The following is a 21,432-nucleotide window of genomic DNA, read 5'->3' as shown; positions in this document are numbered from 1 at the left end:
CTCTTTTCTGTCAGCTCTGCTTGCGCGGGTGGGCGAAGGTGATGCGGAAGCCGCCACCGCCTTCGTCGCGGTTCTTGAAGTCGATGCGGGCCTGGTTGCTTTCGCACAGCTCGCGGGAAATGTACAGGCCCAGCCCGGTGCCCTTGCTCTCGGTGGTGAAGAAGGGCTCGAACAGCTTGCCCAACTGCTCCGGGGCGATGCCGGGGCCGTCGTCGAGCACCTCCAGCACCGGCAGGTCGCTGTCCCGGTCGCGGAACAGGTTCAACCACACCTGGCCGCTGCCGTTCTGCCGGGCACTGTACCGTAACCCATTCTGCACCAGGTTACCCAGCACCTGGGTGAGTTGGCTGGGGTCCATGCGCGTCTGGATCTCGCCACCGCCCATTTGCAGGTGGATCTGCTGGTCACCGCGCAGGCCTTCGCGCTGCTCGTCGGTGAAGCGCTGCAGCCACTCCTTGAGGTCCAGCTGTTGCGGCTCGGCCTGGCGCCGCCGCGACAATTGCAGGACGTTCTCGATCACCAGGTTCATGCGCCGCGACTGGTCCTGGATGATCTGCGTCAGGCGCCGGTCGGGGGCGTCGAGCGCTTCGGACTCCTGCAGCAGCTGCGCGGCGTGGCTGATGGCGCCCAGCGGATTGCGGATTTCGTGGGCGATGCCGGCGGTCAGCCGGCCCAGGGCCGCCAGCTTGAGCTGCTGGGCCTGCTGGGCGATCTGCGAGATGTCTTCGAGGAAGACCAGGGTGTGCTGTTCCTCGCCGCGGCGCAGCGGGATGAAGCTCGGCTGCAGCATGGGGCCGCCTTCGGGCGCCTGCAGGCTGGGCGGGCGCAGCGAGGGGTTGCGTTCCCACTGCTGCAGGCTGTCGAGCAGCTCCGGGCAATGCTCGGTGGCGAGCTTGCCCGCCAGTTCCGGCTGGGCCAGCAGGCCCAGGGCGCTCTGGTTGGCCAGCAGCACTCGGTGCCGGCTGTCCAGCACCAGGATGCCGGTGCGCATGCGCTGCAGGATGAGGGCGTTGAGTTCTTCGAGGTTGGCCACGGTGGTGGCGCGTTCCTCGGCCAGGTGCTCGGTGAGTTGCTGGCGCCGCGCCAGGCCCTGCAGCAGCAGCGCGGCGGCGAAGCTCAGGGCGCCGAGGCTGCCGGCCTGGACGTAGTGGTTGATCGCCGTGGGCTGGCTGAGGCTGAGGTAGAAGGTCAGGTAGATCATGCCGATCGCGGCGACGGCGGCGATCAGCAGGCCGATGCGCCCGCGCAGCAGGATGTTGGCGATGCCCACCGCCACCACCAGCAGGTTGCCGATGCCGCTGGGCACGCCGCCGGCGGCGTAGAACAGGCCGCACAGCGCGAGGATGTCGAACAGCGCCAGGAGGAAGATCGGCAGCAACTGGCGCGGCGTCGGCATCAGCACGGCGATCAGGATGTTGACGATCAGGTAGCTCCAGCAACTGGCATGGAACAGCGCCGACTGGCCGACGTTGAGCACGCGGTCGTCGAGGTCGCTGGAAATCAGCAACACCAGCAGCAGGCCGATACTCAGGCGGTACAGGTGGTACAGGCGGAGGATGCGCTGCCCCTGCTGGCCGCTGATGGGGATGGCCTTAGCCATGCCGCTGGCTGTCCTGCTGCAGATGGGCCTGGCTGCAGTACCAGCGCTGCTCGTGCTGCAGCGCGTTGGCGCGCGGCACGTGCACGCCGCACTGGGCGCAGCGGACCATGGGCTCGGCCGGGTCGTCCGGCGGCGCCTGGGGCGGGCGTTGCGGGCGGGTAGCCTTGCGCCACAACCACCAGATCAGGGCGATGAGGAGGATCCAGAACAGCAGGCGGACCATGGCGTTCCCTTTTTTCGTGAAGAGCCGCAGTTTATCCGAGCCGCCACGTCGCACAAGTCGCGCGGGCCGGTACTGTGCGGAAGATTCGCGCGGGCATGAAAAAGGGAGGCCGGAGCCTCCCTCTGCATGGCGGGTCGATCAGTCGACCAGGCCGAAGGTCAGGTAGTGCCACCAGGAGTGGCTCTTCTTGCCGCTGGTGTCGGGCTTCTCGGTTTCCTCGTCCTGGTGCTCCGGCTGCAGCTCGCGCGGGATCTGCTGGCGCGCGTCCTCGTACTGGCGCATCACGTCCTTGCTCGCCTGGGTTTCCATCTGCGGCGGCGCGGTGTTGGAGTCGATCAGGCCGAGGGTGGCCTTGGCCAGCCAGGAGCGGCTGCTGTCGTCGTCCTCGCGGGGTACGAACTGGCCGTCCTTCAGGCTGGGGTTGTCCGGGTAGTTGAGCTTGAGGGTCTGCAGGCTGCTGTCGGCCAGGTCGTTCAGGCCCAGGCGCTGGTAGGCCTCGGTCATGATCGCCAGGCCATCGCCGACGGCCGGGGTCTCCTGGAAGTTCTCCACCACGTAGCGGCCACGGTTGGCGGCGGCCACGTAGGCCTTGCGCTTGAGGTAGTAGTGGCCGACGTGCACTTCGTAGGCCGCCAGCAGGTTGCGCAGGTAGACCATGCGCGCCTTGGCGTCCGGGGCGTAGCGGCTGTTGGGGAAGCGGCTGGTGAGCTGGGCGAACTCGTTGAAGGAGTCGCGCGCCGCGCCCGGGTCGCGCTTGGTCAGGTCCAGCGGCAGGAAGCGCGCCATCAGGCCGCGGTCCTGGTCGAAGGAGGCCAGGCCCTTCATATAGTAGGCGTAGTCGACGTTCGGGTGCTGCGGGTGCAGTCGGATGAAGCGCTCTGCCGCCGAACGCGCGGCTTCCGGCTCGGCGTTCTTGTAGTTGGCGTAGATCAGCTCCAGCTGCGCCTGTTCGGCGTAGCGGCCGAACGGGTAGCGTGACTCCAGCGCCTTCAGCTTGTTGATGGCGTTGGTGTAGCTGTTGTTGCCGAGGTCTTCCTGCGCCTGCTGGTACAGCTGGCTCTCGCTCAGGTTCTCGTCGACCTTGTCGCCCTTGGACGAGCAGGCGGAGACCAATACGAGGGTGGCGATCAGCAGCAGGTGTTTCACTTGCATGGCGGCTTGCGTCCCTGGACGGTCGGCTGTCGCGGCCGCATCCGTCTGTTATGATTGGCGCCCCAGGCGAACCCCTGGGACAAAGGCCCCGTATTTAACCACAGCGTGCCGCCCACCAAAAGGTGGCGCGCCCACTGCGTCCCATCATGTCCGATCTCATCCAACTGGCGGCAGAAGTGCCGTTCGACCTGGGAGGCCAACGCCTCGACCAGGTCGCCGCACAACTCTTCCCCGAACACTCCCGCTCGCGCCTGGCCGGCTGGATCAAGGACGGCCACCTGACCGTCGACGGCGCCGTGCTGCGCCCGAAGGACGTCGTCCACGCCGGCTCGCGCCTGGCGCTGGAGGTGCAGCTGGAGGCCCAGGGCGAGTGGAAGGCCCAGGACATCGAGCTGGACATCGTCTACGAGGACGAGCACATCCTGGTGATCGACAAGCCCGCGGGGCTGGTGGTCCACCCGGCCGCCGGGCACCAGGACGGCACCCTGCTCAACGCCCTGCTGCACCACGTGCCGCACCTGGCCAACGTGCCGCGCGCCGGCATCGTGCACCGCCTGGACAAGGACACCACCGGCCTGATGGTGGTGGCCAAGACCCTCGAAGCCCACACCAACCTGGTCGCCCAGTTGCAGGCGCGCTCGGTGAGCCGTATCTACGAGGCCATCGTGGTCGGGGTGATAGTCGCCGGCGGCAAGATCGACGCGCCCATCAGCCGCCACGGCGTGATGCGCCAGAAGATGGCGGTGGTGTCCACCGGCAAGCAGGCGATCAGCCATTACCGGGTGCTGGAGCGCTTCCGCTCGCACACCCACACCCGGGTGAAGCTGGAGACCGGCCGCACCCACCAGATCCGCGTACATATGTCGCACATCGGCTTCCCGCTGGTGGGCGACCCGGTCTACGGCGGGCGCTTCCGCATTCCGCCGGGAGCCAGCCCGACGCTGGTCGAGTCGCTGCGCGACTTCCCGCGCCAGGCGCTGCACGCGCGCTTCCTCGAACTGGACCACCCGGCCACCGGCGTGCGCATGAAGTGGGAGTCGCCGCTGCCTGACGACTTCACCTGGCTGCTCAGCCTGCTGCGTCAGGACAACGAGTCCTTCGTATGACCTCGCCCTGGCTCATCCCCGACTGGCCGGCGCCGGCCAACGTGCGCGCCTGCGTCAGCACCCGCGCCGGCGGGGTGAGCCAGGCGCCGTTCGACAGCTTCAACCTCGGTGACCACGTCGGCGACGAGCCGGCCGCGGTGGCCGAGAACCGCCGCCGCCTGGAACAGGCCCAGGGTTGCCGGCCGGCCTGGTTGAGCCAGGTGCACGGCATCGAGGTGGTGGAAGCCGATCCTTCCCGCGTCGCCACTGCCGACGCCAACTGGAGCGCCACGCCGGGCATCGCCTGCGCGGTGCTCACCGCCGATTGCCTGCCGGCGCTGTTCTGCGACCGCGCCGGCACCCGTGTTGCAGCGGCCCATGCCGGCTGGCGCGGGCTGGCCGGCGGCGTGCTGGAAGCCACGTTGGACAGGCTGGCGGTGCCGGCTGACGAGGTGCTGGTCTGGCTCGGCCCGGCCATCGGCCCGCAGGCCTTCGAGGTCGGCCCGGAAGTCCGTGAAGCCTTCCTCGCCGACCACGCCGAGGCCGAGGCGGCCTTCGTGCCCAGCATGAATGCCGGCCGCTACATGGCCGACATCTACCAGCTCGCACGTATCCGCCTGGCCGCGCGGGGTGTGACCGCCGTCTACGGTGGGGGGCTGTGCACCTTCAGCGACACCGAGCGCTTCTATTCCTACCGCCGCAACCCGCGCACCGGGCGCCAGGCCAGCCTGGTCTGGCTGGCCTGACTCTGTAGCTCCCGATCTTCGTAGGAGCGAGCTTGCTCGCGAACAGGTTCCGCAGCCCCGTAGGATGGGTTGAGCCTGCGAAACCCATGCGGTCGTGGTGATGGGTATCGCTTCGCTCAACCCATCCTACGAAGAGCGCCTCGGCGCAGTCGGCAACACCCTTCCCCTGCATTCGGATGCCTATGCCGTGGTGGCCTTGCGCCGGCACGAACTGACCGGCGTCATGGCGATTTGGCTTGAAGCGGCCAAAATCGTCCTTATCTAACTGGCATCCCGGCGGGTTGTTTCTTCATCAGGGGCAGGTATCGCCCCGACCCGCTATCTAGAAGGAAGGACGAACTCCATGCGAATCGACCGTTTGACCAGCAAGCTGCAACTGGCGCTGTCCGATGCCCAGTCCCTGGCCGTTGGCCACGATCACCCGGCCATCGAGCCGGTGCACCTGCTTTGCGCCCTGATCGACCAGCAGGGCGGCTCCATCAAGCCCCTGCTGATGCAGGTCGGCTTCGATATCCCGGCCCTGCGCACTGCCCTGAATAAAGAGCTGGACGCGCTGCCGAAGATCCAGAATCCCACCGGCGACGTGAACCTCTCGCAGGACCTGGCGCGCCTGCTCAACCAGGCCGACCGCCTGGCCCAGCAGAAGGGCGACCAGTTCATTTCCAGCGAACTGGTGCTGCTCGCCGCCCTGGACGACAACGCCAAGCTCGGCAAGCTGCTGCTCGGCCAGGGCGTGAGCAAGAAGGCCCTGGAGAACGCGGTGAACAACCTGCGCGGCGGCGAGGCGGTCAACGACCCCAATGCCGAGGAGTCGCGCCAGGCCCTGGACAAGTACACCGTGGACATGACCAAGCGCGCCGAGGACGGCAAGCTCGACCCGGTGATTGGCCGTGACGACGAGATCCGCCGCACCATCCAGGTCCTGCAGCGGCGCACCAAGAACAACCCGGTGCTGATCGGCGAGCCTGGTGTGGGCAAGACTGCCATCGTCGAAGGCCTGGCCCAGCGCATCGTCAACGGCGAAGTACCCGACGGCCTCAAGGACAAGCGCCTGCTGGCCCTGGACATGGGCGCGCTGATCGCCGGCGCCAAGTTCCGCGGCGAGTTCGAGGAGCGCCTGAAGGCGGTGCTCAACGAGCTGTCCAAGCAGGAAGGGCGGATCATCCTGTTCATCGACGAACTGCACACCATGGTCGGCGCCGGCAAGGCCGAGGGCGCGATGGACGCCGGCAACATGCTCAAGCCGGCCCTGGCCCGCGGCGAGCTGCACTGCGTCGGCGCCACCACCCTGGACGAATACCGCCAGTACATCGAGAAGGACGCGGCCCTGGAGCGGCGTTTCCAGAAGGTGCTGGTGGACGAGCCCAGCGAGGAAGACACCATCGCCATCCTGCGTGGCCTCAAGGAGCGCTACGAGGTACACCACGGTGTGACCATCACCGACGGCGCCATCATCGCCGCGGCCAAGCTGTCGCACCGCTACATCACCGACCGCCAGCTGCCGGACAAGGCCATCGACCTGATCGACGAGGCCGCCAGCCGCATCCGTATGGAGATCGACTCCAAGCCGGAGGAGCTGGACCGCCTGGACCGCCGGCTGATCCAGTTGAAGATCGAGCGCGAGGCGCTGAAGAAGGAAGACGACGAGGCCACCAGGAAGCGCCTGGCCAAGCTGGAAGAAGACATCGCCAAGCTCGAACGCGAATACGCCGACCTGGAAGAGATCTGGAAGTCGGAGAAGGCCGAGGTGCAAGGCTCGGCGCAGATCCAGCAGAAGATCGAGCAGGCCAGGACCGAGCTGGAACTGGCCCGCCGCAAGGGCGACCTGAACCGCATGGCCGAGCTGCAGTACGGGGTTATCCCGGACCTTGAGCGCAGCCTGCAGATGGTCGACCAGCACGGCAAGGCGGAGAACCAGCTGCTGCGCAACAAGGTGACCGACGAGGAGATCGCCGAGGTCGTGTCCAAGTGGACCGGCATCCCGGTGTCGAAGATGCTCGAAGGCGAGCGCGAGAAGCTGCTGCGCATGGAAGATGAGCTGCACAAGCGCGTCATCGGCCAGCACGAAGCGGTGGTGGCCGTGGCCAACGCCGTGCGCCGCTCCCGCGCCGGCCTGGCCGACCCGAACCGGCCCAGCGGTTCCTTCCTGTTCCTCGGCCCGACCGGGGTGGGCAAGACCGAGCTGTGCAAGGCCCTGGCCGAATTCCTCTTCGACACCGAAGAGGCGCTGGTGCGCATCGACATGTCGGAGTTCATGGAAAAACACTCGGTGGCCCGCCTGATCGGCGCCCCGCCGGGCTACGTCGGCTATGAGGAAGGCGGCTACCTGACCGAAGCCGTGCGCCGCAAGCCGTACTCGGTGGTGCTGCTGGACGAGGTGGAGAAAGCCCACCCGGACGTCTTCAACATCCTCCTGCAGGTGCTCGAAGACGGCCGCCTGACCGACAGCCATGGCCGCACCGTGGACTTCCGCAACACTGTGGTGGTGATGACCTCCAACCTCGGTTCGGCGCAGATCCAGGAACTGGTCGGCGACCAGGAGGCCCAGCGCGCGGCGGTGATGGACGCGGTGAACGCGCACTTCCGTCCGGAGTTCATCAACCGGATCGACGAGGTGGTGGTGTTCGAACCGCTGGCCCGCGAGCAGATCGCCGGCATCGCCGAGATCCAGATGGGCCGCCTGCGCAAGCGCCTGGCCGAGCGCGAGCTGAGCCTGGAGTTGAGCACGGAGGCGATGGACAAGCTGATCGCCGTCGGCTTCGATCCGGTGTACGGCGCGCGGCCGCTGAAACGGGCGATCCAGCGCTGGATCGAGAACCCGCTGGCGCAGCTGATCCTGGCCGGCAAGTTCCTTCCCGGGGCGAAGATTCATGCCAAGGTGGAGGGCGACGAGATCGTGTTTGCCTGATCTTGGTGCCTCTGGAAAAGCCCCGCGTTGCGGGGCTTTTTCTTTTTTGCTTTTTGCTTTTGTAGGAGCGAGCTTGCTCGCGAACAGCGTTCTGCTGGTCAGGTTCGGTGCATATCCTGAAGAACGCCCTCTCCCTAACCCTCTCCCTGAAGGGAGAGGGGACCGTTGGGCAGGGTTCGGTGCTGTGGCGTTAGCCGGCTATCACGGCAATACCCGACTGAAACCATTCCTTCTCTCGGCACGGACAAGCCCCCTCTCCCTTCAGGGAGAGGGCTGGGGAGAGGGAGCGGAGTCAAAGCGAGGCACCTAGGCCACCTGGAAACTCCATTCGCGAGCAAGCTCGCTCCTACGAGGAGCCCAGCTGGGAAATCGGGAATGGTCCGTGTAGCACGAAGCCTCCCTCAAAGATGCGCAATCAACTCCTCCAGCGCCTTCGCCTGGTCGTCCGCCAGGTCGATGATGTGGAAGCCCGCCCAGCCCAGCTGACCCTCGCCGCCACTGCGGCTCCACAGGCAGTCGGCGCCCAGGGTGATCTCGCCCACCTCGTGCAGCGGCGGCAGGGGCACCAGGCGGCATTCCAGCACCGAATCCGCTGCCGGCACGTCGACGCCGCAGAGCATGAAGCCTTCGACGGAGAGGTCGGCCAGGCGGCCGAGGCTGCGTCCGGTGTGGCGGTCGAAGACCTCGACCTTCAGGTCCGTGCTGTGCCGGTTGTGCTGGCGGCGTTCGTCCATCGCTTACTCCTCGGATGGGCTGTTGGGGCGCCCGGCAAAGCGCTGCAGCATGCGGTAGATGGCGCCGAGCGCGCGGTCGACCAGGGGCTGGGCCCCGGCTCCGGCCAGGCGCACCTTGCCCTGTTCCATCTCCAGCGCCAACTGGCCGATGGGTTTGACGGCGACGCGCTGCCCCAGGTGATCGACGAACATATAGTTGCGCGTGGTGGGGCTGAACCAGGACAGCTTCAGGCGCCGTGGCGGCGTGCTGTCGGTGAACTCGAACCAGGTGCCGAATTCGATGCGGCGCAGTTCCTCCATGATCGCCCGGGCGCGGATGGACAGGCTTTCCTCGGTCTGCCGCTCGGCCACGCTTTCGCCGTCGAGCATCGCCCCCAGCGGGCTTTCCGGCAGTTCGGGGTGCAGCCTGGCGGCGATTTCCGGCTGCTGCGCCTGGATCGCGTGCTGGCAGGCGACCAGGTCCTGCAGCAGGCGGCGGATGCCTTCCTCGTGGTAGCCGCCGAGCACTTCCAGGCCCTTGCGCAGGTCTTCCAGCAGCGCCGGGCGCATGGCTTGCAGGCGCTCGCGGCCGGCGCTGTCCTGCGGCGTGACGCTCCAGGCCAGTTGCTCGGCGATCTCGCAGGCGCGGCGCCATTCATCGCTGTCCTCGCCGTTGCGCAGGATGATGAAGGTCAGGGCATCGGCCCAGCTGAGGTCGAGAAAATTGCGCACCAGTTGCGGTAGTTCGCGTTCGGCGCAGGCGTTGCGGATGACCTCGATCGCCTGTTCGCGCGCGCCCAGCAGCCGGTCGCGGCCGCGGGCCGCCTCGGTGGCGCGGCGTTCGCGCAGTTCGGCCTTCTGGCGGATGTTGCCGATGTATTCGTTGAAGTCGCCGAGCAGCTCGTCGAACAGGCGCAGGTCGCCGGCGAAGTCCTGGATCACCCGCTCGACCACCCAGTGCATCTTCGCCAGCAGCCCGCGCTCCTCGCCGTCGCCGCCGTACAGCGAGCCGGCCTGGGCCATGGCGTTGAGCAGGCGGCGGGCCGGGTGGTGGTGCTGGGTGAACAGCGCCTTGTCCTGCAGGGCCACCTTGAGGAAGGGCGTGTGCAGGTGGGAGAGGGTGGTCTTGCAGCTGTCCGGCAGGCTTTCGTCGTCGAGGATGAAGTCGAAGACCATGCCGACCAGGTCGATGACGTCGGCTTCCTGGTCGGTCAGCTTGTTCTGCCCGGGGCGGTCGCTGCCGGCTTCCAGTTGCTGGTGCAGGTCCTCCTTGAACTGCTGGACCGCCTGGGGCTGGCGGATGCGCCGGGCGAGGTCCTGGGCGGAGATACGCTGCAGGCGATTGAGCGCGTCGAGCAGTTCCCCGGCGCTGTAGGTGCGGGTCGCCCCGCGTGGCGTCAGGCGGGCGATGCTGTCGCTATGGCCGAAGTTCTCCAGGCCGCGCCGCCGGTGTTCGGCGAGCAGGGCGTTGAGGCCGCCGTAGAGCGCCTGCTGGTCGCTGGGCGGGTAGGGCGGCAGCTCGCTGAAGTCCAGCGGCGGCGCTTCGGTGCTGGCGGATGCGCCCGGGGCGCCGGGAGGCACCGCGGCGTTGCTGCCTCCGCTGCCGGTATCGGCCGGCGCCGCTGGCGTGGCTTGCCCGGGGGCCGCTGCACTCGGGCGTGGTGCCGGGCGAGAGCCCTGCTGGGCGCGGTAGCGCAGGTTGGGCAGGATGCCGGCCTCGGTCAGGCGTCGGTTCAGCTGTTCATATAGAGGTGGCAGGTTGCGCATCACCTGCTGGTCGAACAAGACATAGAGCACGGTCTTGATGCGCAGGGCGAAGCGGCTTTCCGCGAGCATCTCGCGGAAGCACTGGGCGATCGCCTGGGGGCCGAAGGGGTTGCTGTCCTCGGCCAGCTTGCTGCCGTTGTTGAGCAGGGCCAGGCGCTGGTCCAGGGCGAACAGGGATTGCGCACACTGCGCCTTGACCTGGTTCACCATGTTGGTGATGAGCAGGGTTTCCTCGTATTCCTCGTTGCCGACCAGGGACAACTGCTCGACGTCCAGCTCCTCCAGGTGCGCCCGGGAGGGCAGGGTGCCCTGCATGAAGTCGCCAAGGCCCTTGGCGAAGCGCTGGTGATAAAGGCGCTCGAGGGTGGGGCGCTGGCGGCGGATCTCGCGCATGCTGTCGAAGAACAGCGCCTGCACCTGGTTGTTCTCGGCCTTCTCGGCGCATTCGAAGAGGGTGTCGTCGACTTGGGCGAAAACCGCCGCCAGGAGTTCCGCCAGGTGGTTCATCGCCAACTGCCGGCAGCCCTGTACCAGCTCGCCGAAGCGTGGCTGGATGGCCCGGCTGGCGACGTTGGAAGACGGCGGGGTGTCCTTCGAACTCATGGGCGATCCTGTCCGTGATCTCAGCGCCTGCAGGCGAGGGCAACTTTGTTTTATGCAGATATAGCAATCTGCCTGCCGGCCTGCAAAGAAAAAGAAGAAAAACTTTTTGGATCAGAGGGTTGACAGTCCGTTCGAGACCCGTAAAATGGCGCGCCTCTGATACGGGAAACGGCAACGCCGAAACGTAGAAGGGATTGGAAGGCTCGTCGTTCCGCGATAGCTCAGTCGGTAGAGCAAATGACTGTTAATCATTGGGTCCCTGGTTCGAGTCCAGGTCGCGGAGCCAACTTCCAAGCGGGGTATAGCGCAGTCCGGTAGCGCGCCTGCTTTGGGAGCAGGATGTCGGGAGTTCGAATCTCTCTACCCCGACCATATCGAGGGTCGTTAGCTCAGTCGGTAGAGCAGTTGGCTTTTAACCAATTGGTCGTAGGTTCGAATCCTACACGACCCACCATCTTCCAGCCGGTCGCCCAGGTGAACGGCAATCGAAAAGCCCGCAGTCTCGTTGAGATCGCGGGCTTTTTCGTTTTTCGGTTGGGGTGTTTGGGCTGGGGCTTGTAGGAGCGAGCTTGCTCGCGAACCGGCCGGTGATATCTGCGCTTTGGTTCCACTCCGCTCCCTCTCCCTAACCCTCGGCTGCGCGCCCCGCCCAGAAGGGAGAGGGGACCGTTGGGTAGGCGCTGATGTTCTGGAGTCAGTCGGCTAGCACAGAGATTACCGACTGAAACTTGCCTACTCTCGGCGCGGACTGCCCCCTCTCCCTTCAGGGAGAGGGCTGGGGAGAGGGGCTCTTGAGGATGTAACCGAGTCCACCCAGTATCTCCCCTTCGCGAGCAAGCTCGCTCCTACGAAAAGCCGGGCCATCCGTAATGAGGCTGTCATTTCGCCGAGCTAATGTTTTTCACCGTTTGTGCCCTTCGCGAAATCAGTCATATCCGGCCGGATTTTTCCCAGTCAAAAACGGCCTCGCCGTTAGAATCTGAAACGCTTTTCCCGCCCGAATCGCTTGCTGCGGCGATGTGTCGCACTCTGCGCAGGGCGTTTGCGACAGCTTTTTCGGCTCTCTTGATCGAGATCATTTCCAGCCTTGCGAGGTTGTTCTAAGGCACCTCGCCAAGGCACCTTCCGATGCGGCTGGATGCCGCGCCAGCCGGGACATTCAGCCCTCTTGGCGAGGGCTTTCGGAGGGCTCCGGAAAGCGCCTTTCCAACCTTGCATTTCCTGTGGGAATTGCTCGTTTTTCGAGCAGTCGCGGCGGCCACTCTTAACCCTGGCGAGATAATGTCTTGTTAAAAATGAGACCGTCAGGCCTTGCCAGTGGTTTCTGAAATGTCTTGTAATATCGCCCGCCCATTCCTGACCCCATAGCGCCTCGGTTCCAGCGTCGCAGAACCTTGGCAGGCACCCGCCGCAGGCGGTGCTGGAATAACAACGAGGGGCTGACTGTGGTGGGTTTCTGCTCAACAACGAGTAGGGCAATCCGCTCGTGAACAGGTGTCGGCCAGGCAGGCTTCCGAGGAAGCGGCAGGGCAGGCGCCAACACGCTGAATAACACGGAACGAATCAGCACACGGATCGGTTTCGCTACGCGAAAGCCGGGCTGGGTTCCTTTTGCCTTGTTTTCTTGCAGCGCCGATTCGCTACCCCATGGATCCACTAAGACGTCTCGCCTTGGAAGGCGCGGCGGGCAGTTCGTCGAGCATGAACCCTGCGTGGGTAAATCTCATGGGCGGTGTAGCTATGTTCATCCATTAAGGCCGCAAGATGAAAATAGACCAGTACTCTGGATACCTGAAGAGATTGTCCGTGCTGCTCCCCCTGCTCTCGCTGGGTGGTTGCAACATGGTCCTGTTCGACCCCAAGGGGCAGATCGGCGTCGACGAGAAGTCGCTGATCATCACCTGCACCCTGCTGATGCTGCTCGTGGTGGTGCCGGTCATCGTCATGACCCTGGCATTCGCCTGGAAATACCGCGCTTCCAACACCAAGGCCACCTACATGCCCGACTGGGCGCATTCCACCCGTATCGAGGTGGTTGTGTGGCTGGTGCCTTGCATCATCATCGCCATCCTCGGCTGGCTGACCTGGGAATCCACCCACAAGCTGGACCCCTATCGCCCGCTGGATTCCGACGTCAAGCCGATCACCATCCAGGCCGTCTCGCTGGACTGGAAATGGCTGTTCATCTATCCGGAACAGGGCATCGCGACCGTCAACGAGATCGCTTTCCCGAAAGACACCCCGGTGAACTTCCAGATCACCTCGGACACCGTGATGAACTCCTTCTTCATCCCGCAACTGGGTAGCCAGATCTACTCGATGACCGGGATGCTGACCAAGCTGCACCTGATCGCCAACGAAGAAGGCGTGTTCGACGGCATCTCCGCGAACTACAGCGGCAGCGGCTTCTCCGGCATGAAGTTCAAGGCCATCGCCACTTCCGAGCAGGGCTTCCAGGACTGGGTCGCCAAGGTCAAGTCCGCCCAGGCCGGCCTCACCGAGGAAGGTTTCCCCGAGCTGGCCAAGCCGAGCGAGAACGTTCCGGCTACCTACTTCTCCTCGGTCACCCCGGACCTGTTCCAGCACATCCTGACCAAGCACGAGCGTGCTGGCCTGGCGATGGGCAAGGGCAAGGCTGAACACGCCGAAGGCGAAGCAGAATCGCAATCCAATCCGAGTATCCAGGAGTAACCGCGCAGATGTTCGGGAAACTGACTCTGTCGGCCGTGCCCTACCACGAGCCGATCATCATGATCACGCTGGCGGTCGTTGCCCTGTTGGGCATCGGCGTCTTCGGCGCGGTCACCTACTACCGCAAGTGGACCTACCTGTGGACCGAATGGCTGACCTCCATCGACCACAAGAAGATCGGCGTGATGTACATCATCGTCGCCCTGATCATGCTGCTGCGCGGCTTCGCCGACGCCATCATGATGCGCGGCCAGCTGGCCCTGGCCGAAGGTGCCAACCACGGCTTCCTGCCGCCTGAGCACTACGACCAGATCTTCACCGCGCACGGCATGATCATGATCATCTTCATGGCCATGCCCTTCATGACCGGCCTGATGAACCTGGCTGTTCCGCTGCAGATCGGCGCCCGCGACGTGGCCTTCCCGTTCCTGAACTCCCTCAGCTTCTGGCTGCTGGTGGTCAGTGCGATGCTGGTCAACGTGTCCCTGGGCCTGGGCGAATTCGCCCGTACCGGCTGGGTGGCCTACCCGCCGCTGTCCGAGCTGGCCTACAGCCCGGGCGTGGGTGTGGACTACTACATCTGGGCCTTGCAGATATCCGGCATGGGTACGCTGCTGACCGGTATCAACTTCCTGGTCACCGTGTTCAAGATGCGCACCCCGGGCATGAAGCTGATGCAGATGCCGATCTTCACCTGGACCTGCACCTTCGCCAACATCCTGATCGTCGCGTCCTTCCCGATCCTGACCGCGGCCCTGGGCCTGCTGTCGCTGGACCGCTACCTGGACATGCACTTCTTCACCAACGAGCTCGGCGGCAACGCCATGATGTACATCAACCTCTTCTGGGCCTGGGGCCATCCTGAGGTGTACATCCTGATCCTGCCGGCCTTCGGTATCTTCTCCGAAGTCACCGCCACCTTCGCCGGCAAGCGCATGTTCGGCTACACCTCGATGGTGTGGGCGAGCGCCGCGATCACCTTCCTCGGCTTCACCGTGTGGCTGCACCACTTCTTCACCATGGGTTCGGGCGGCGACGTCAACGGCTTCTTCGGCGTTGCGACCATGCTGATCTCCATCCCGACCGGGGTGAAGCTGTTCAACTGGCTGTTCACCATCTACCGCGGCCGCCTGCGCTTCGACACCCCGATCCTGTGGACCCTGGGCTTCATGATCACCTTCACCATCGGTGGCATGACCGGCGTTCTGCTGGCTATTCCGGGTGCTGACTTCCTGCTGCACAACAGCCTGTTCCTGATCGCCCACTTCCACAACACCATCATCGGTGGCGCGGTGTTCGGCTACCTGGCCGGCTTCGTCTTCTGGTTCCCGAAAGCCTTCGGCTTCAAGCTGGACGAGAAGTGGGGCAAGCGTTCCTTCTGGTGCTGGCTGGTCGGCTTCTACATGGCCTTCATGCCGCTGTACATCCTCGGCTTCATGGGCATGACCCGTCGCCTGAACCACTACGACAACCCGCTGTGGAAGCCGTACCTGGTGGTGGCGTTCTTCGGCGCCGTGCTGATCCTGTTCGGCATCCTCAGCCAGCTGATCCAGCTGTTCGTCTCCATCAAGAACCGCAAGCAACTGGCCGACGTGACCGGCGACCCGTGGGGCGGCCGTACCCTGGAATGGTCCACTTCCTCGCCGCCGCCGTACTACAACTTCGCCGAGCTGCCGGTGGTGCGTGATGTCGACGCCTTCCACGAAATGAAGCAGAACGGTCGCGCCTACCAGGCCCCGGCCTCGTACAAGCCGATCCACATGCCGAAGAACACCGCCGCTGGCTTCTCCATCGCGCTGTTCGCCTTCATCTTCGGCTTCGCTGCGATCTGGCACATCTGGTGGCTCGCGGGCATCGGCTTCGTCGGCATGATCGCCTCCGTCATCGTGCGCAGCTACGTCACCGACCTGGACTACTACGTCCAGCCGGACGAGATCGAGCGCATCGAGAACCGCCACTTCCAGCAACTCGCCAAACAGGTCTGATCCATGTCTACGGCAGTATTGAGCAAACACTCGGTCGCCCACGAAGCGGGGCATGACCACGATCACGAACACCACGACGCGGGTGGCATGACGGTCTTCGGCTTCTGGCTGTACCTGATGACCGACTGCATCCTGTTCGCCAGTGTCTTCGCCACCTACGCTGTGCTCGTCGGCCATACGGCCGGCGGCCCCAGCGGCAAGGACATCTTCGAACTGCCCTACGTGGCCGTCGAAACCGCGATCCTGCTGATCTCCAGTTGCACCTACGGCCTGGCCATGCTGGCCGCGCACAAGGGCGCCAAGGCCAAGGCCATCGCCTGGCTGGGCGTGACCTTCCTCTGCGGCGCCGCGTTCATCGCGATGGAAGTCAACGAGTTCCATCACCTGATCGTCGAAGGCTTCGGCCCGAGCCGCAGCGCGTTCCTGTCGTCCTTCTTCACCCTTGTCGGCATGCACGGCCTGCACGTGACCGCAGGCCTGCTGTGGATGCTGGTGCTGATGGCGCAGATCGGCACTCGTGGCCTCACCGCGCAGAACAACACCCGCATGATGTGCCTGAGCCTGTTCTGGCACTTCCTGGACATCGTGTGGATCTGCGTATTCACCGTCGTTTACCTGATGGGGGCCGTGTAATGAGCGCTGCTGCACACGACAACCACGGCGCCGGCCACGGCAGCCTGGGTTCCTACGCAATCGGTTTCGTGCTGTCGATCATCCTCACCGCGATTCCGTTCTACATGGTCATGGACGGCGGTTTCACCCGCCACGCGACCATCCTCGCCATGGTCATCCTCGGTCTGGTGCAGGTGGTGGTGCACCTGGTGTGCTTCCTGCACATGAACATGTCCTCGGAAGGCCGCTGGAACGTGATGGCGTTCATCTTCACGGTGATCGTCATCCTGCTGGTGGTGGGCCTGTCGCTGTGGATCATCTTCAGCGCCGACACCCTGATGATGCCGATGGTGAACTGAGGCTGACGACGTGAAGCTGAAGCGTTATCTCCTGGTGACCAAGCCAGGCATCATCTTCGGCAACCTGATCGCCGTGGCGGGGGGCTTCTTCCTCGCCGCGCGCGGCAGTGTCGACCCGATGCTGCTGCTGGCGACGGTGATCGGGCTGTCGCTGGTGGTGGCCAGTGGTTGCGTGCTGAACAACTGCATCGACCGTGACATCGACCGCCACATGGAGCGTACCCGCGGCCGCGTGACTGTGACCGGGCAGATCTCGCTGAAGGCCGCCCTGGCCCACGGCGTGGTGCTCGGCCTGGCGGGCTTCGGCCTGCTGGGGTGGAAGACCAACGTGCAGGCGACCCTGATGGCGGCGTTCGGCTTCGTCGTCTACGTCGGCTTCTACAGCCTCTGGCTCAAGCGCACGTCGATCTACGGCACGCTGGTGGGCAGCCTCTCCGGGGCCATGCCGCCGGTGGTGGGCTACTGCGCCGCCGCCGGTCATTTCGACATGGGCGCCGCGGTGCTGCTGCTGATCTTCTGCCTTTGGCAGATGCCGCACTCCTACGCCATCGCCATCTTCCGCCTGAACGACTACAAGGCGGCGGGCATCCCGGTGTGGCCAGTGGCGCGCGGCATCGAGGCGACCAAGCGGCAGATCCTCTACTACGTGCTGGCCTTCGGCGCCGCCACCCTGCTGCTGACCGTCACCGGCTTTGCCGGCTACGGTTACCTGGTGGTGGCCCTGGCGGTCAGCGCCTGGTGGCTGTTCATCGCCGTCTCGGGCTTCCGCGCCGAAGACGATCGCCTGTGGGCACGCAAGCTGTTCGCGTTCTCCATCATCGCCATCAGCGTGCTGAGCCTGATGATGTCGATCGACTTCCAGGGCCTGCCGGCCCCGGCGCTGGTCGCCGCGCTGTAAGGCAAGCCTGTGGTACAAAAAAGCCACCCCTTGGGGCGGCTTTTGGGGGATTGCGCTTTTCCGGAGAAAGCGGCTTTGATCAAGAAGTAGGCTAAATCCTTGTAACCATAAGCCATGCGCTTGATCGCTTTCCCCTAAATTCCGCGACGAACCAAAAAATAAACCAACCCCCTACGGACAACCATCAGGTTGTCCGTAGGGGGTTGGTTTTTTCATTCGGCCTCCTGTCGAGTTTGCTTCATTGCGCTCTGTGCATTCACCCGCGCCAGCCTGCTGACAATCAGAGATACCCTTGCTCCGCCAGCGATACACAGCCCTCGCCCCCGACGATGATGTGATCCAGGGTGCGCATGCCAACGAGCTCTAGCGCCTGCTTGAGTTTGGTCGTCAGCGTGTAGTCCGCCTGACTAGGCTGTGGATCACCGGAGGGATGGTTATGCACCAGAACCACGGCCGCAGCGTTGTACGACAGCGCGAGCTTCACCACCTCGCGAGCATAGACACTGGTGGTATCGAGCGTGCCGCGAAAGAGCTCCTGGAAGCGGATGATCCGGTGTTTGCTATCCAGTAGCAGCAACGCGAAGACTTCATGTTCGTAGGCCTGCAAGAGCATCTGCAGATAGCTGAACACCGCCTTGGGATGCTGCAGGGGTTGTCCTTTTCTGAAGCGCCGGCGGGCCAGGTGTTGGGCCATCGCCAAGATGTCGGTCTCGGTCAGGGGGGCTTCGGCAATGTATGTGCCGACGGATTCGCCGGCTTTGAACTTGGTGTTCATCGGGACTCCATGGGTGAGCGTTGGATACGGGTATGACGCGCCGCCTGATCCGCGGAGGGAGCAGGCGGTGCTTGCGGTGAAAAGGGCTTGGGCGCGGGCTCAGGCCAGTGCTTGATGTGGTAATGCGGCCGAGTGATGGCGACGCGCGTGATACGCCTGGACCTTCTCACGCCAGGGGGCGGAGAGCGTTGGGGTCATGTCGAGGTAGCGCAGCGGGCAGGTGTAATAGTAGGGCGCCATGGACTCGTCCATGGCCTTGTAGCCCCATGAGCCACCACTGCGCTGCAACAGGTCGCAGCGGATGTAACGCAGCGACTCGCCGGGGGCGAGACTCGGGTGAACCCCAGCAGCCTTCGCCGTCACTTCACTGACGGACCACAGCACGTTGCCGCGCAAGGTGTGCGCAATCACCCGCACACGGGCCTGGGCGGTGTCAGTGGGGCGGATCAACGCCTGGATGAGTTCGGAGCGGGTAGGGGATGAGAAGAGCCAGCCCATGGGGTGTTCTCCTGAAATGGGCCGAGACTCATCCTCCTGGACGAACCTCGGCAGGTGGATGAAAAGCGCCGTAGCGCGGGTGTCATCAAGGGATCGCGGCACGGCGGCCGGGTAGTCCGGTAGCGGGTGGATCTATGGTGGACGTGACGTCGCGCTAGCGGCGGGAAATCGGCTGTTCGTTGTACTTCGCGCCACAACGCAGGCAGAGGCAGTCGTACTCCATGAACTGGAAGCGACGCACGTCGCGAATGAAATCGCGGGTGCTGTCCCAGTTCGCCGCGGCGCCGCAGATGCCATCGAGCATCAGGTTGAACGCGCGCTCCAGCGGACTTTCGCAATGCAGGTCCGAGGTTATCGGTGGCTGCCGGGCCGGCGATTGCTGGATGCCACGCAGAAAACCATCCAGCGTGCCCATCAGTCGGGCCAGCGCCTTGGCGGCGTCCTTGGACAGCACCACGGAAGAGTTACAGATCAGGCACCGTGTGATCATGGTGAGTGCTCCTGTATCAGGTGGGAAATGGTTGGGGTGAGCGCTCGGCGCACAGGCGCCTGGACGGCGCCTGCTGATACCGTTGCGGGGCTAGAAGGAAATCCGCAGACCGAGCCGCTGAAGCAGTCGGTGGAACAGGACCAATGCCAGCACGATGGCCAGTGCCAGCGGCCAGAAACGCAGCATGAGCACCAGCAGTGCGACCATCACGGCACAGCTGGCCAACACGCCGACGAATACGAACAGCAAGCCCAAAAAGCGCAGCAGGTTCATGGCGTGGCCCTCTTCGTCGGCGGTGTGACAGAGACGGCCCGGGGCTTGATGGCGCGAGCGTGCAACAGCGCACTCAGGGCGGAACTCGGCTCGCTGGGAGGCTCTACGGCCGAGACCGCCTTCGGCGGCTCAGCAGCCGGCTCCGGAGTTACCCCGTCGGCAAGGGGACCACTTTCGTCGTCACGGTCTTCGAAAGCGCCATTGGCCAAGCACCACCGTGCGGCGCTATCCAGCGCGGCCTGATCAAACCCCGCCGCTTGGCGCGCCTCGTCGAGCTCCCGGGCTTGCCGCAGGGCATCTTCCATCGACAGCCCACTGCGCAGGGTGATGTCGACATAGAAAATCGGTAAGCCATGGCTCTGTGAGGTGGACTTGCCGCGCAGACACAGCTCCAGCGGCAGGCAGGCCAGGCGGTTACCGGAAATCGCCTGCAGGTACTGCAGCCGTGCCGCCAGGGTACGAATGCTGTTGAAGCTGGAGGTGCGGAAGACGAAGCTGCCCAACGGATCGTCGTCGCCGATGGCGACGTTGAGGCGCCCGTAGGGCTTGCAGGCGCCACCGTTGGCCAGCGGACAACCCTCCGGCGAAGGGCACGGATGCGCGACGATGCCGTCCTGGCCACGACGCTTGCAGGTCTCGCCGTTGCCGACACACTGGGGCCGCCCGGACTGCGGATCGAACAGGCAGTACTCGGCACGGAAGTTCAGCTCCGGCGCGTTGAACAGCAAGCGGATCGGAATGCTGCGAAGCTTGCCGCCCTGGGCGTTACGCAGTGTCTCGTCCAGGGGGTGGGGTAGCCAGTCATCCCAGCACTGGATCTGCGAGGTAATCGTGAATTGATCGTCTTTCTCCGGCAAACGCTTGCCGTTCTTCTCGACGACCTTGCCGATGGAAATCCGCCCGAGCACCGGCGGGGTAATGGCCAAGCCTTTGAGCATGGTGGTTCTCCAGTGGATGAATAAAAAGGGCCATGCCGACGCTGGGGAAGCGCCGGCATGGCCAATGAGAGAAATGAGGGAATCGAAATCAGGTGATCAGGAAGCGCCGGCTGCCGACCTTGGTGGTGGGGTAGCGCGCCAGCAGGTAGGGTTTTTCCTTGAGCAGCTGCGGAACATCGAGCACCACGCTGTCCTTGGCCTTGCGCCAGGACACCGCGCCGTTGGCGAACAGCGCTCGACTGGCATCGCCCATGGCCTGTTGCAGTTGTTGCTTCAGTTCGGCTTCGCGCTGGCTCTGCAACTCCAGATTGGCGCGTACCGCCCGCAGCTCATCGAAGGCTGCCGACAGCGCCAGGTCCTGGGTGAAGTCCAGGGTATGGCCCTGGTCTTCCGGGTACAGGCAACGTAGAGCTTGCGCCGCCGAGTCGGAACCATCCGCCGGTGGCGGCGTATCCCGCTGCACGTAGTTCCAGAAGTCACGTTCCAGCTCGATCAGTTGGGCGATCAGCGCGTCGTCACGCGCGATACGATGGATCTCCAGATGTTGGCCGCCGAGTAGTACGGCCACGTCGGCCGCCTGCTTGCCAGTGACCGCCAACTGGTGCATTACCTGCAACTGCACGTACACCGGCACGCCGTCCTTCCAGGAAGGCGCGCCGTTGATGCCCGCACTCTTGCATTCGAGAATCTGCACGTCGCTGGCACCGATGACCTCGCGGTCGATATTGGCCAGCATCCAGTCCAACGTGGGATCTGGATGCTGCAGCACGGCATTGACCCGGCGTACCCGGTTGCCGGTACGGCGGCGGTAGTGGGTGGCGACGATGGGCTCGAGGATGTTGCCCCAGTAGGTGGGACTTTCCTCATCCGTGGGATCGCTCTTGGGCAGCCCGGCATCACGACCGGTCTTCTCCAGCCACAGCTCCAACTGCGACTTGTAGGGGTTGAGGCCGACCGCGGCAGCGGCGTCCGAACTGCCAATACCGTGCTTGCGTACCGCCAGCCAGTCCTCGCGGGACAGGTCTTTGGTGCTGACCAGGCGCAAGGCGGGGCGTGGCCGGCTCCGAGTGGGGGGTGTGGCATGGGCATGAGCCATTGGATGTTCCTCCGGGCATA

At 64.6% G+C, this 21,432-nt stretch carries 20 protein-coding genes and 3 tRNA genes; 12 read left to right on the top strand and 11 right to left on the bottom strand.

Annotation, left to right across the window (positions count from 1 at the left end):
• Positions 1 to 10: 10 nt before the first annotated feature.
• From QSJ95_RS08680 to QSJ95_RS08670, 3 genes are all read right to left on the bottom strand, one after another.
• The gene (locus QSJ95_RS08680; RefSeq protein ID WP_249917817.1) at positions 11 to 1,600 is read right to left on the bottom strand and encodes a sensor histidine kinase; all 1,590 of its coding nucleotides are present in this window, start codon (positions 1,598 to 1,600) and stop codon (positions 11 to 13) included.
• A complete protein-coding gene (locus tag QSJ95_RS08675; RefSeq protein WP_009617584.1) occupies positions 1,593 to 1,823 on the bottom strand; it encodes a PP0621 family protein in 231 nt (76 codons plus the stop codon). The genes QSJ95_RS08680 and QSJ95_RS08675 overlap by 8 nt, the downstream gene beginning before the upstream one ends.
• Before the next feature lie 138 nt (positions 1,824 to 1,961).
• Positions 1,962 to 2,975, bottom strand: coding sequence for an outer membrane protein assembly factor BamD (locus QSJ95_RS08670; RefSeq protein ID WP_074977475.1), 1,014 nt, complete (start codon positions 2,973 to 2,975; stop codon positions 1,962 to 1,964).
• Positions 2,976 to 3,121: 146 nt separating this feature from the next.
• Between QSJ95_RS08670 and rluD the strand changes: the two genes are divergently transcribed.
• From rluD to clpB, 4 genes are all read left to right on the top strand, one after another.
• Complete coding sequence (rluD, locus tag QSJ95_RS08665; protein ID WP_069861972.1) at positions 3,122 to 4,081, top strand: 23S rRNA pseudouridine(1911/1915/1917) synthase RluD; 960 nt, start codon at positions 3,122 to 3,124, stop codon at positions 4,079 to 4,081.
• Positions 4,078 to 4,806 (top strand): peptidoglycan editing factor PgeF, encoded by a 729-nt coding sequence (gene pgeF / locus QSJ95_RS08660; RefSeq protein ID WP_074977477.1) that lies wholly within the window; start codon positions 4,078 to 4,080, stop codon positions 4,804 to 4,806. The genes rluD and pgeF overlap by 4 nt, the downstream gene beginning before the upstream one ends.
• Before the next feature lie 100 nt (positions 4,807 to 4,906).
• The gene (locus tag QSJ95_RS08655) at positions 4,907 to 5,071 is read left to right on the top strand and encodes a hypothetical protein (protein ID WP_159458809.1); all 165 of its coding nucleotides are present in this window, start codon (positions 4,907 to 4,909) and stop codon (positions 5,069 to 5,071) included.
• 78 nt (positions 5,072 to 5,149) lie between these two features.
• Positions 5,150 to 7,714 carry an ATP-dependent chaperone ClpB gene (gene clpB, locus QSJ95_RS08650; protein ID WP_116422676.1) on the top strand — a complete coding sequence of 855 codons (2,565 nt, stop codon included), beginning with the start codon at positions 5,150 to 5,152 and terminating at the stop codon, positions 7,712 to 7,714.
• 401 nt (positions 7,715 to 8,115) lie between these two features.
• On the opposite strand, the gene QSJ95_RS08645 is transcribed toward clpB, so the two are convergent.
• Together QSJ95_RS08645 and QSJ95_RS08640 are read right to left on the bottom strand one after the other, a co-directional pair.
• Entirely contained in the window at positions 8,116 to 8,448 is a 333-nt protein-coding gene (locus QSJ95_RS08645; protein ID WP_043274046.1) for a PilZ domain-containing protein, read from the bottom strand.
• A gap of 3 nt (positions 8,449 to 8,451) precedes the next feature.
• Positions 8,452 to 10,797, bottom strand: coding sequence for a DUF1631 domain-containing protein (locus tag QSJ95_RS08640; protein ID WP_253390066.1), 2,346 nt, complete (start codon positions 10,795 to 10,797; stop codon positions 8,452 to 8,454).
• A 210-nt stretch (positions 10,798 to 11,007) separates the two neighbouring features.
• Here QSJ95_RS08640 and QSJ95_RS08635 point away from each other — a divergent pair.
• The 8 genes from QSJ95_RS08635 to cyoE all read left to right on the top strand — a co-directional run bounded on the left by QSJ95_RS08635 (position 11,008) and on the right by cyoE (position 17,342).
• Positions 11,008 to 11,083: transfer RNA gene (locus QSJ95_RS08635), tRNA-Asn, on the top strand.
• A gap of 9 nt (positions 11,084 to 11,092) precedes the next feature.
• Positions 11,093 to 11,169, top strand: a tRNA-Pro gene (locus QSJ95_RS08630).
• Positions 11,170 to 11,175: 6 nt separating this feature from the next.
• Positions 11,176 to 11,251, top strand: a tRNA-Lys gene (locus QSJ95_RS08625).
• Between the two features lie 1,310 nt (positions 11,252 to 12,561).
• On the top strand, positions 12,562 to 13,488 hold the full coding sequence (gene cyoA / locus QSJ95_RS08620; RefSeq protein WP_009617601.1) for a ubiquinol oxidase subunit II: 927 nt from the start codon (positions 12,562 to 12,564) through the stop codon (positions 13,486 to 13,488).
• Positions 13,489 to 13,496: 8 nt separating this feature from the next.
• Positions 13,497 to 15,473, top strand: coding sequence for a cytochrome o ubiquinol oxidase subunit I (gene cyoB / locus QSJ95_RS08615; protein WP_074977484.1), 1,977 nt, complete (start codon positions 13,497 to 13,499; stop codon positions 15,471 to 15,473).
• Positions 15,474 to 15,476: 3 nt separating this feature from the next.
• Positions 15,477 to 16,106 carry a cytochrome o ubiquinol oxidase subunit III gene (gene cyoC / locus QSJ95_RS08610; protein ID WP_285641643.1) on the top strand — a complete coding sequence of 210 codons (630 nt, stop codon included), beginning with the start codon at positions 15,477 to 15,479 and terminating at the stop codon, positions 16,104 to 16,106.
• A complete protein-coding gene (gene cyoD / locus QSJ95_RS08605) occupies positions 16,106 to 16,444 on the top strand; it encodes a cytochrome o ubiquinol oxidase subunit IV (protein WP_109934233.1) in 339 nt (112 codons plus the stop codon). The genes cyoC and cyoD overlap by 1 nt, the downstream gene beginning before the upstream one ends.
• A gap of 10 nt (positions 16,445 to 16,454) precedes the next feature.
• A complete protein-coding gene (gene cyoE / locus QSJ95_RS08600) occupies positions 16,455 to 17,342 on the top strand; it encodes a heme o synthase (RefSeq protein ID WP_089390508.1) in 888 nt (295 codons plus the stop codon).
• A gap of 280 nt (positions 17,343 to 17,622) precedes the next feature.
• Here the strand turns inward: cyoE and QSJ95_RS08595 are convergent, their stop codons facing one another.
• From QSJ95_RS08595 to QSJ95_RS08570, 6 genes are all read right to left on the bottom strand, one after another.
• Entirely contained in the window at positions 17,623 to 18,117 is a 495-nt protein-coding gene (locus QSJ95_RS08595; RefSeq protein ID WP_285641640.1) for a JAB domain-containing protein, read from the bottom strand.
• 99 nt (positions 18,118 to 18,216) lie between these two features.
• Positions 18,217 to 18,615 (bottom strand): hypothetical protein, encoded by a 399-nt coding sequence (locus QSJ95_RS08590; RefSeq protein ID WP_285641638.1) that lies wholly within the window; start codon positions 18,613 to 18,615, stop codon positions 18,217 to 18,219.
• Between the two features lie 154 nt (positions 18,616 to 18,769).
• Positions 18,770 to 19,105: a hypothetical protein gene (locus QSJ95_RS08585; RefSeq protein WP_285641636.1), complete on the bottom strand. Its 336-nt coding sequence runs from the start codon at positions 19,103 to 19,105 to the stop codon at positions 18,770 to 18,772.
• A gap of 90 nt (positions 19,106 to 19,195) precedes the next feature.
• Positions 19,196 to 19,378, bottom strand: a complete 183-nt coding sequence (locus tag QSJ95_RS08580) for a hypothetical protein (RefSeq protein WP_285641634.1) — start codon at positions 19,376 to 19,378, stop codon at positions 19,196 to 19,198.
• The gene (locus QSJ95_RS08575; RefSeq protein WP_285641632.1) at positions 19,375 to 20,316 is read right to left on the bottom strand and encodes a recombination directionality factor; all 942 of its coding nucleotides are present in this window, start codon (positions 20,314 to 20,316) and stop codon (positions 19,375 to 19,377) included. Before QSJ95_RS08575 ends, QSJ95_RS08580 begins: the two co-directional genes overlap by 4 nt.
• A gap of 88 nt (positions 20,317 to 20,404) precedes the next feature.
• The gene (locus tag QSJ95_RS08570; RefSeq protein WP_285641630.1) at positions 20,405 to 21,412 is read right to left on the bottom strand and encodes a YqaJ viral recombinase family nuclease; all 1,008 of its coding nucleotides are present in this window, start codon (positions 21,410 to 21,412) and stop codon (positions 20,405 to 20,407) included.
• Between the last annotated feature and the right edge of the window lie 20 nt (positions 21,413 to 21,432).

It is taken from the genome of Pseudomonas sp. NBRC 100443 (assembly GCF_030268185.1).
In the GTDB taxonomy this organism is placed as follows: domain Bacteria; phylum Pseudomonadota; class Gammaproteobacteria; order Pseudomonadales; family Pseudomonadaceae; genus Pseudomonas; species Pseudomonas citronellolis.
This window is presented reverse-complemented; position numbering and strand designations above follow the sequence as displayed.

Excerpts from the sequence above, each read along its gene's own strand:
- QSJ95_RS08680 (WP_249917817.1), bottom strand. The coding sequence starts at position 1,600 with ATGGCTAAGGCCATCCCCATCAGCGGCCAGCAGGGGCAGCGCATCCTC.
- QSJ95_RS08675 (WP_009617584.1), bottom strand. The coding sequence starts at position 1,823 with ATGGTCCGCCTGCTGTTCTGGATCCTCCTCATCGCCCTGATCTGGTGG.
- QSJ95_RS08670 (WP_074977475.1), bottom strand. The coding sequence starts at position 2,975 with ATGCAAGTGAAACACCTGCTGCTGATCGCCACCCTCGTATTGGTCTCC.
- rluD (WP_069861972.1), top strand. The coding sequence starts at position 3,122 with ATGTCCGATCTCATCCAACTGGCGGCAGAAGTGCCGTTCGACCTGGGA.
- pgeF (WP_074977477.1), top strand. The coding sequence starts at position 4,078 with ATGACCTCGCCCTGGCTCATCCCCGACTGGCCGGCGCCGGCCAACGTG.
- QSJ95_RS08655 (WP_159458809.1), top strand. The coding sequence starts at position 4,907 with ATGGGTATCGCTTCGCTCAACCCATCCTACGAAGAGCGCCTCGGCGCA.
- clpB (WP_116422676.1), top strand. The coding sequence starts at position 5,150 with ATGCGAATCGACCGTTTGACCAGCAAGCTGCAACTGGCGCTGTCCGAT.
- QSJ95_RS08645 (WP_043274046.1), bottom strand. The coding sequence starts at position 8,448 with ATGGACGAACGCCGCCAGCACAACCGGCACAGCACGGACCTGAAGGTC.
- QSJ95_RS08640 (WP_253390066.1), bottom strand. The coding sequence starts at position 10,797 with ATGAGTTCGAAGGACACCCCGCCGTCTTCCAACGTCGCCAGCCGGGCC.
- cyoA (WP_009617601.1), top strand. The coding sequence starts at position 12,562 with ATGAAAATAGACCAGTACTCTGGATACCTGAAGAGATTGTCCGTGCTG.
- cyoB (WP_074977484.1), top strand. The coding sequence starts at position 13,497 with ATGTTCGGGAAACTGACTCTGTCGGCCGTGCCCTACCACGAGCCGATC.
- cyoC (WP_285641643.1), top strand. The coding sequence starts at position 15,477 with ATGTCTACGGCAGTATTGAGCAAACACTCGGTCGCCCACGAAGCGGGG.
- cyoD (WP_109934233.1), top strand. The coding sequence starts at position 16,106 with ATGAGCGCTGCTGCACACGACAACCACGGCGCCGGCCACGGCAGCCTG.
- QSJ95_RS08595 (WP_285641640.1), bottom strand. The coding sequence starts at position 18,117 with ATGAACACCAAGTTCAAAGCCGGCGAATCCGTCGGCACATACATTGCC.
- QSJ95_RS08590 (WP_285641638.1), bottom strand. The coding sequence starts at position 18,615 with ATGGGCTGGCTCTTCTCATCCCCTACCCGCTCCGAACTCATCCAGGCG.
- QSJ95_RS08585 (WP_285641636.1), bottom strand. The coding sequence starts at position 19,105 with ATGATCACACGGTGCCTGATCTGTAACTCTTCCGTGGTGCTGTCCAAG.
- QSJ95_RS08580 (WP_285641634.1), bottom strand. The coding sequence starts at position 19,378 with ATGAACCTGCTGCGCTTTTTGGGCTTGCTGTTCGTATTCGTCGGCGTG.
- QSJ95_RS08575 (WP_285641632.1), bottom strand. The coding sequence starts at position 20,316 with ATGCTCAAAGGCTTGGCCATTACCCCGCCGGTGCTCGGGCGGATTTCC.
- QSJ95_RS08570 (WP_285641630.1), bottom strand. The coding sequence starts at position 21,412 with ATGGCTCATGCCCATGCCACACCCCCCACTCGGAGCCGGCCACGCCCC.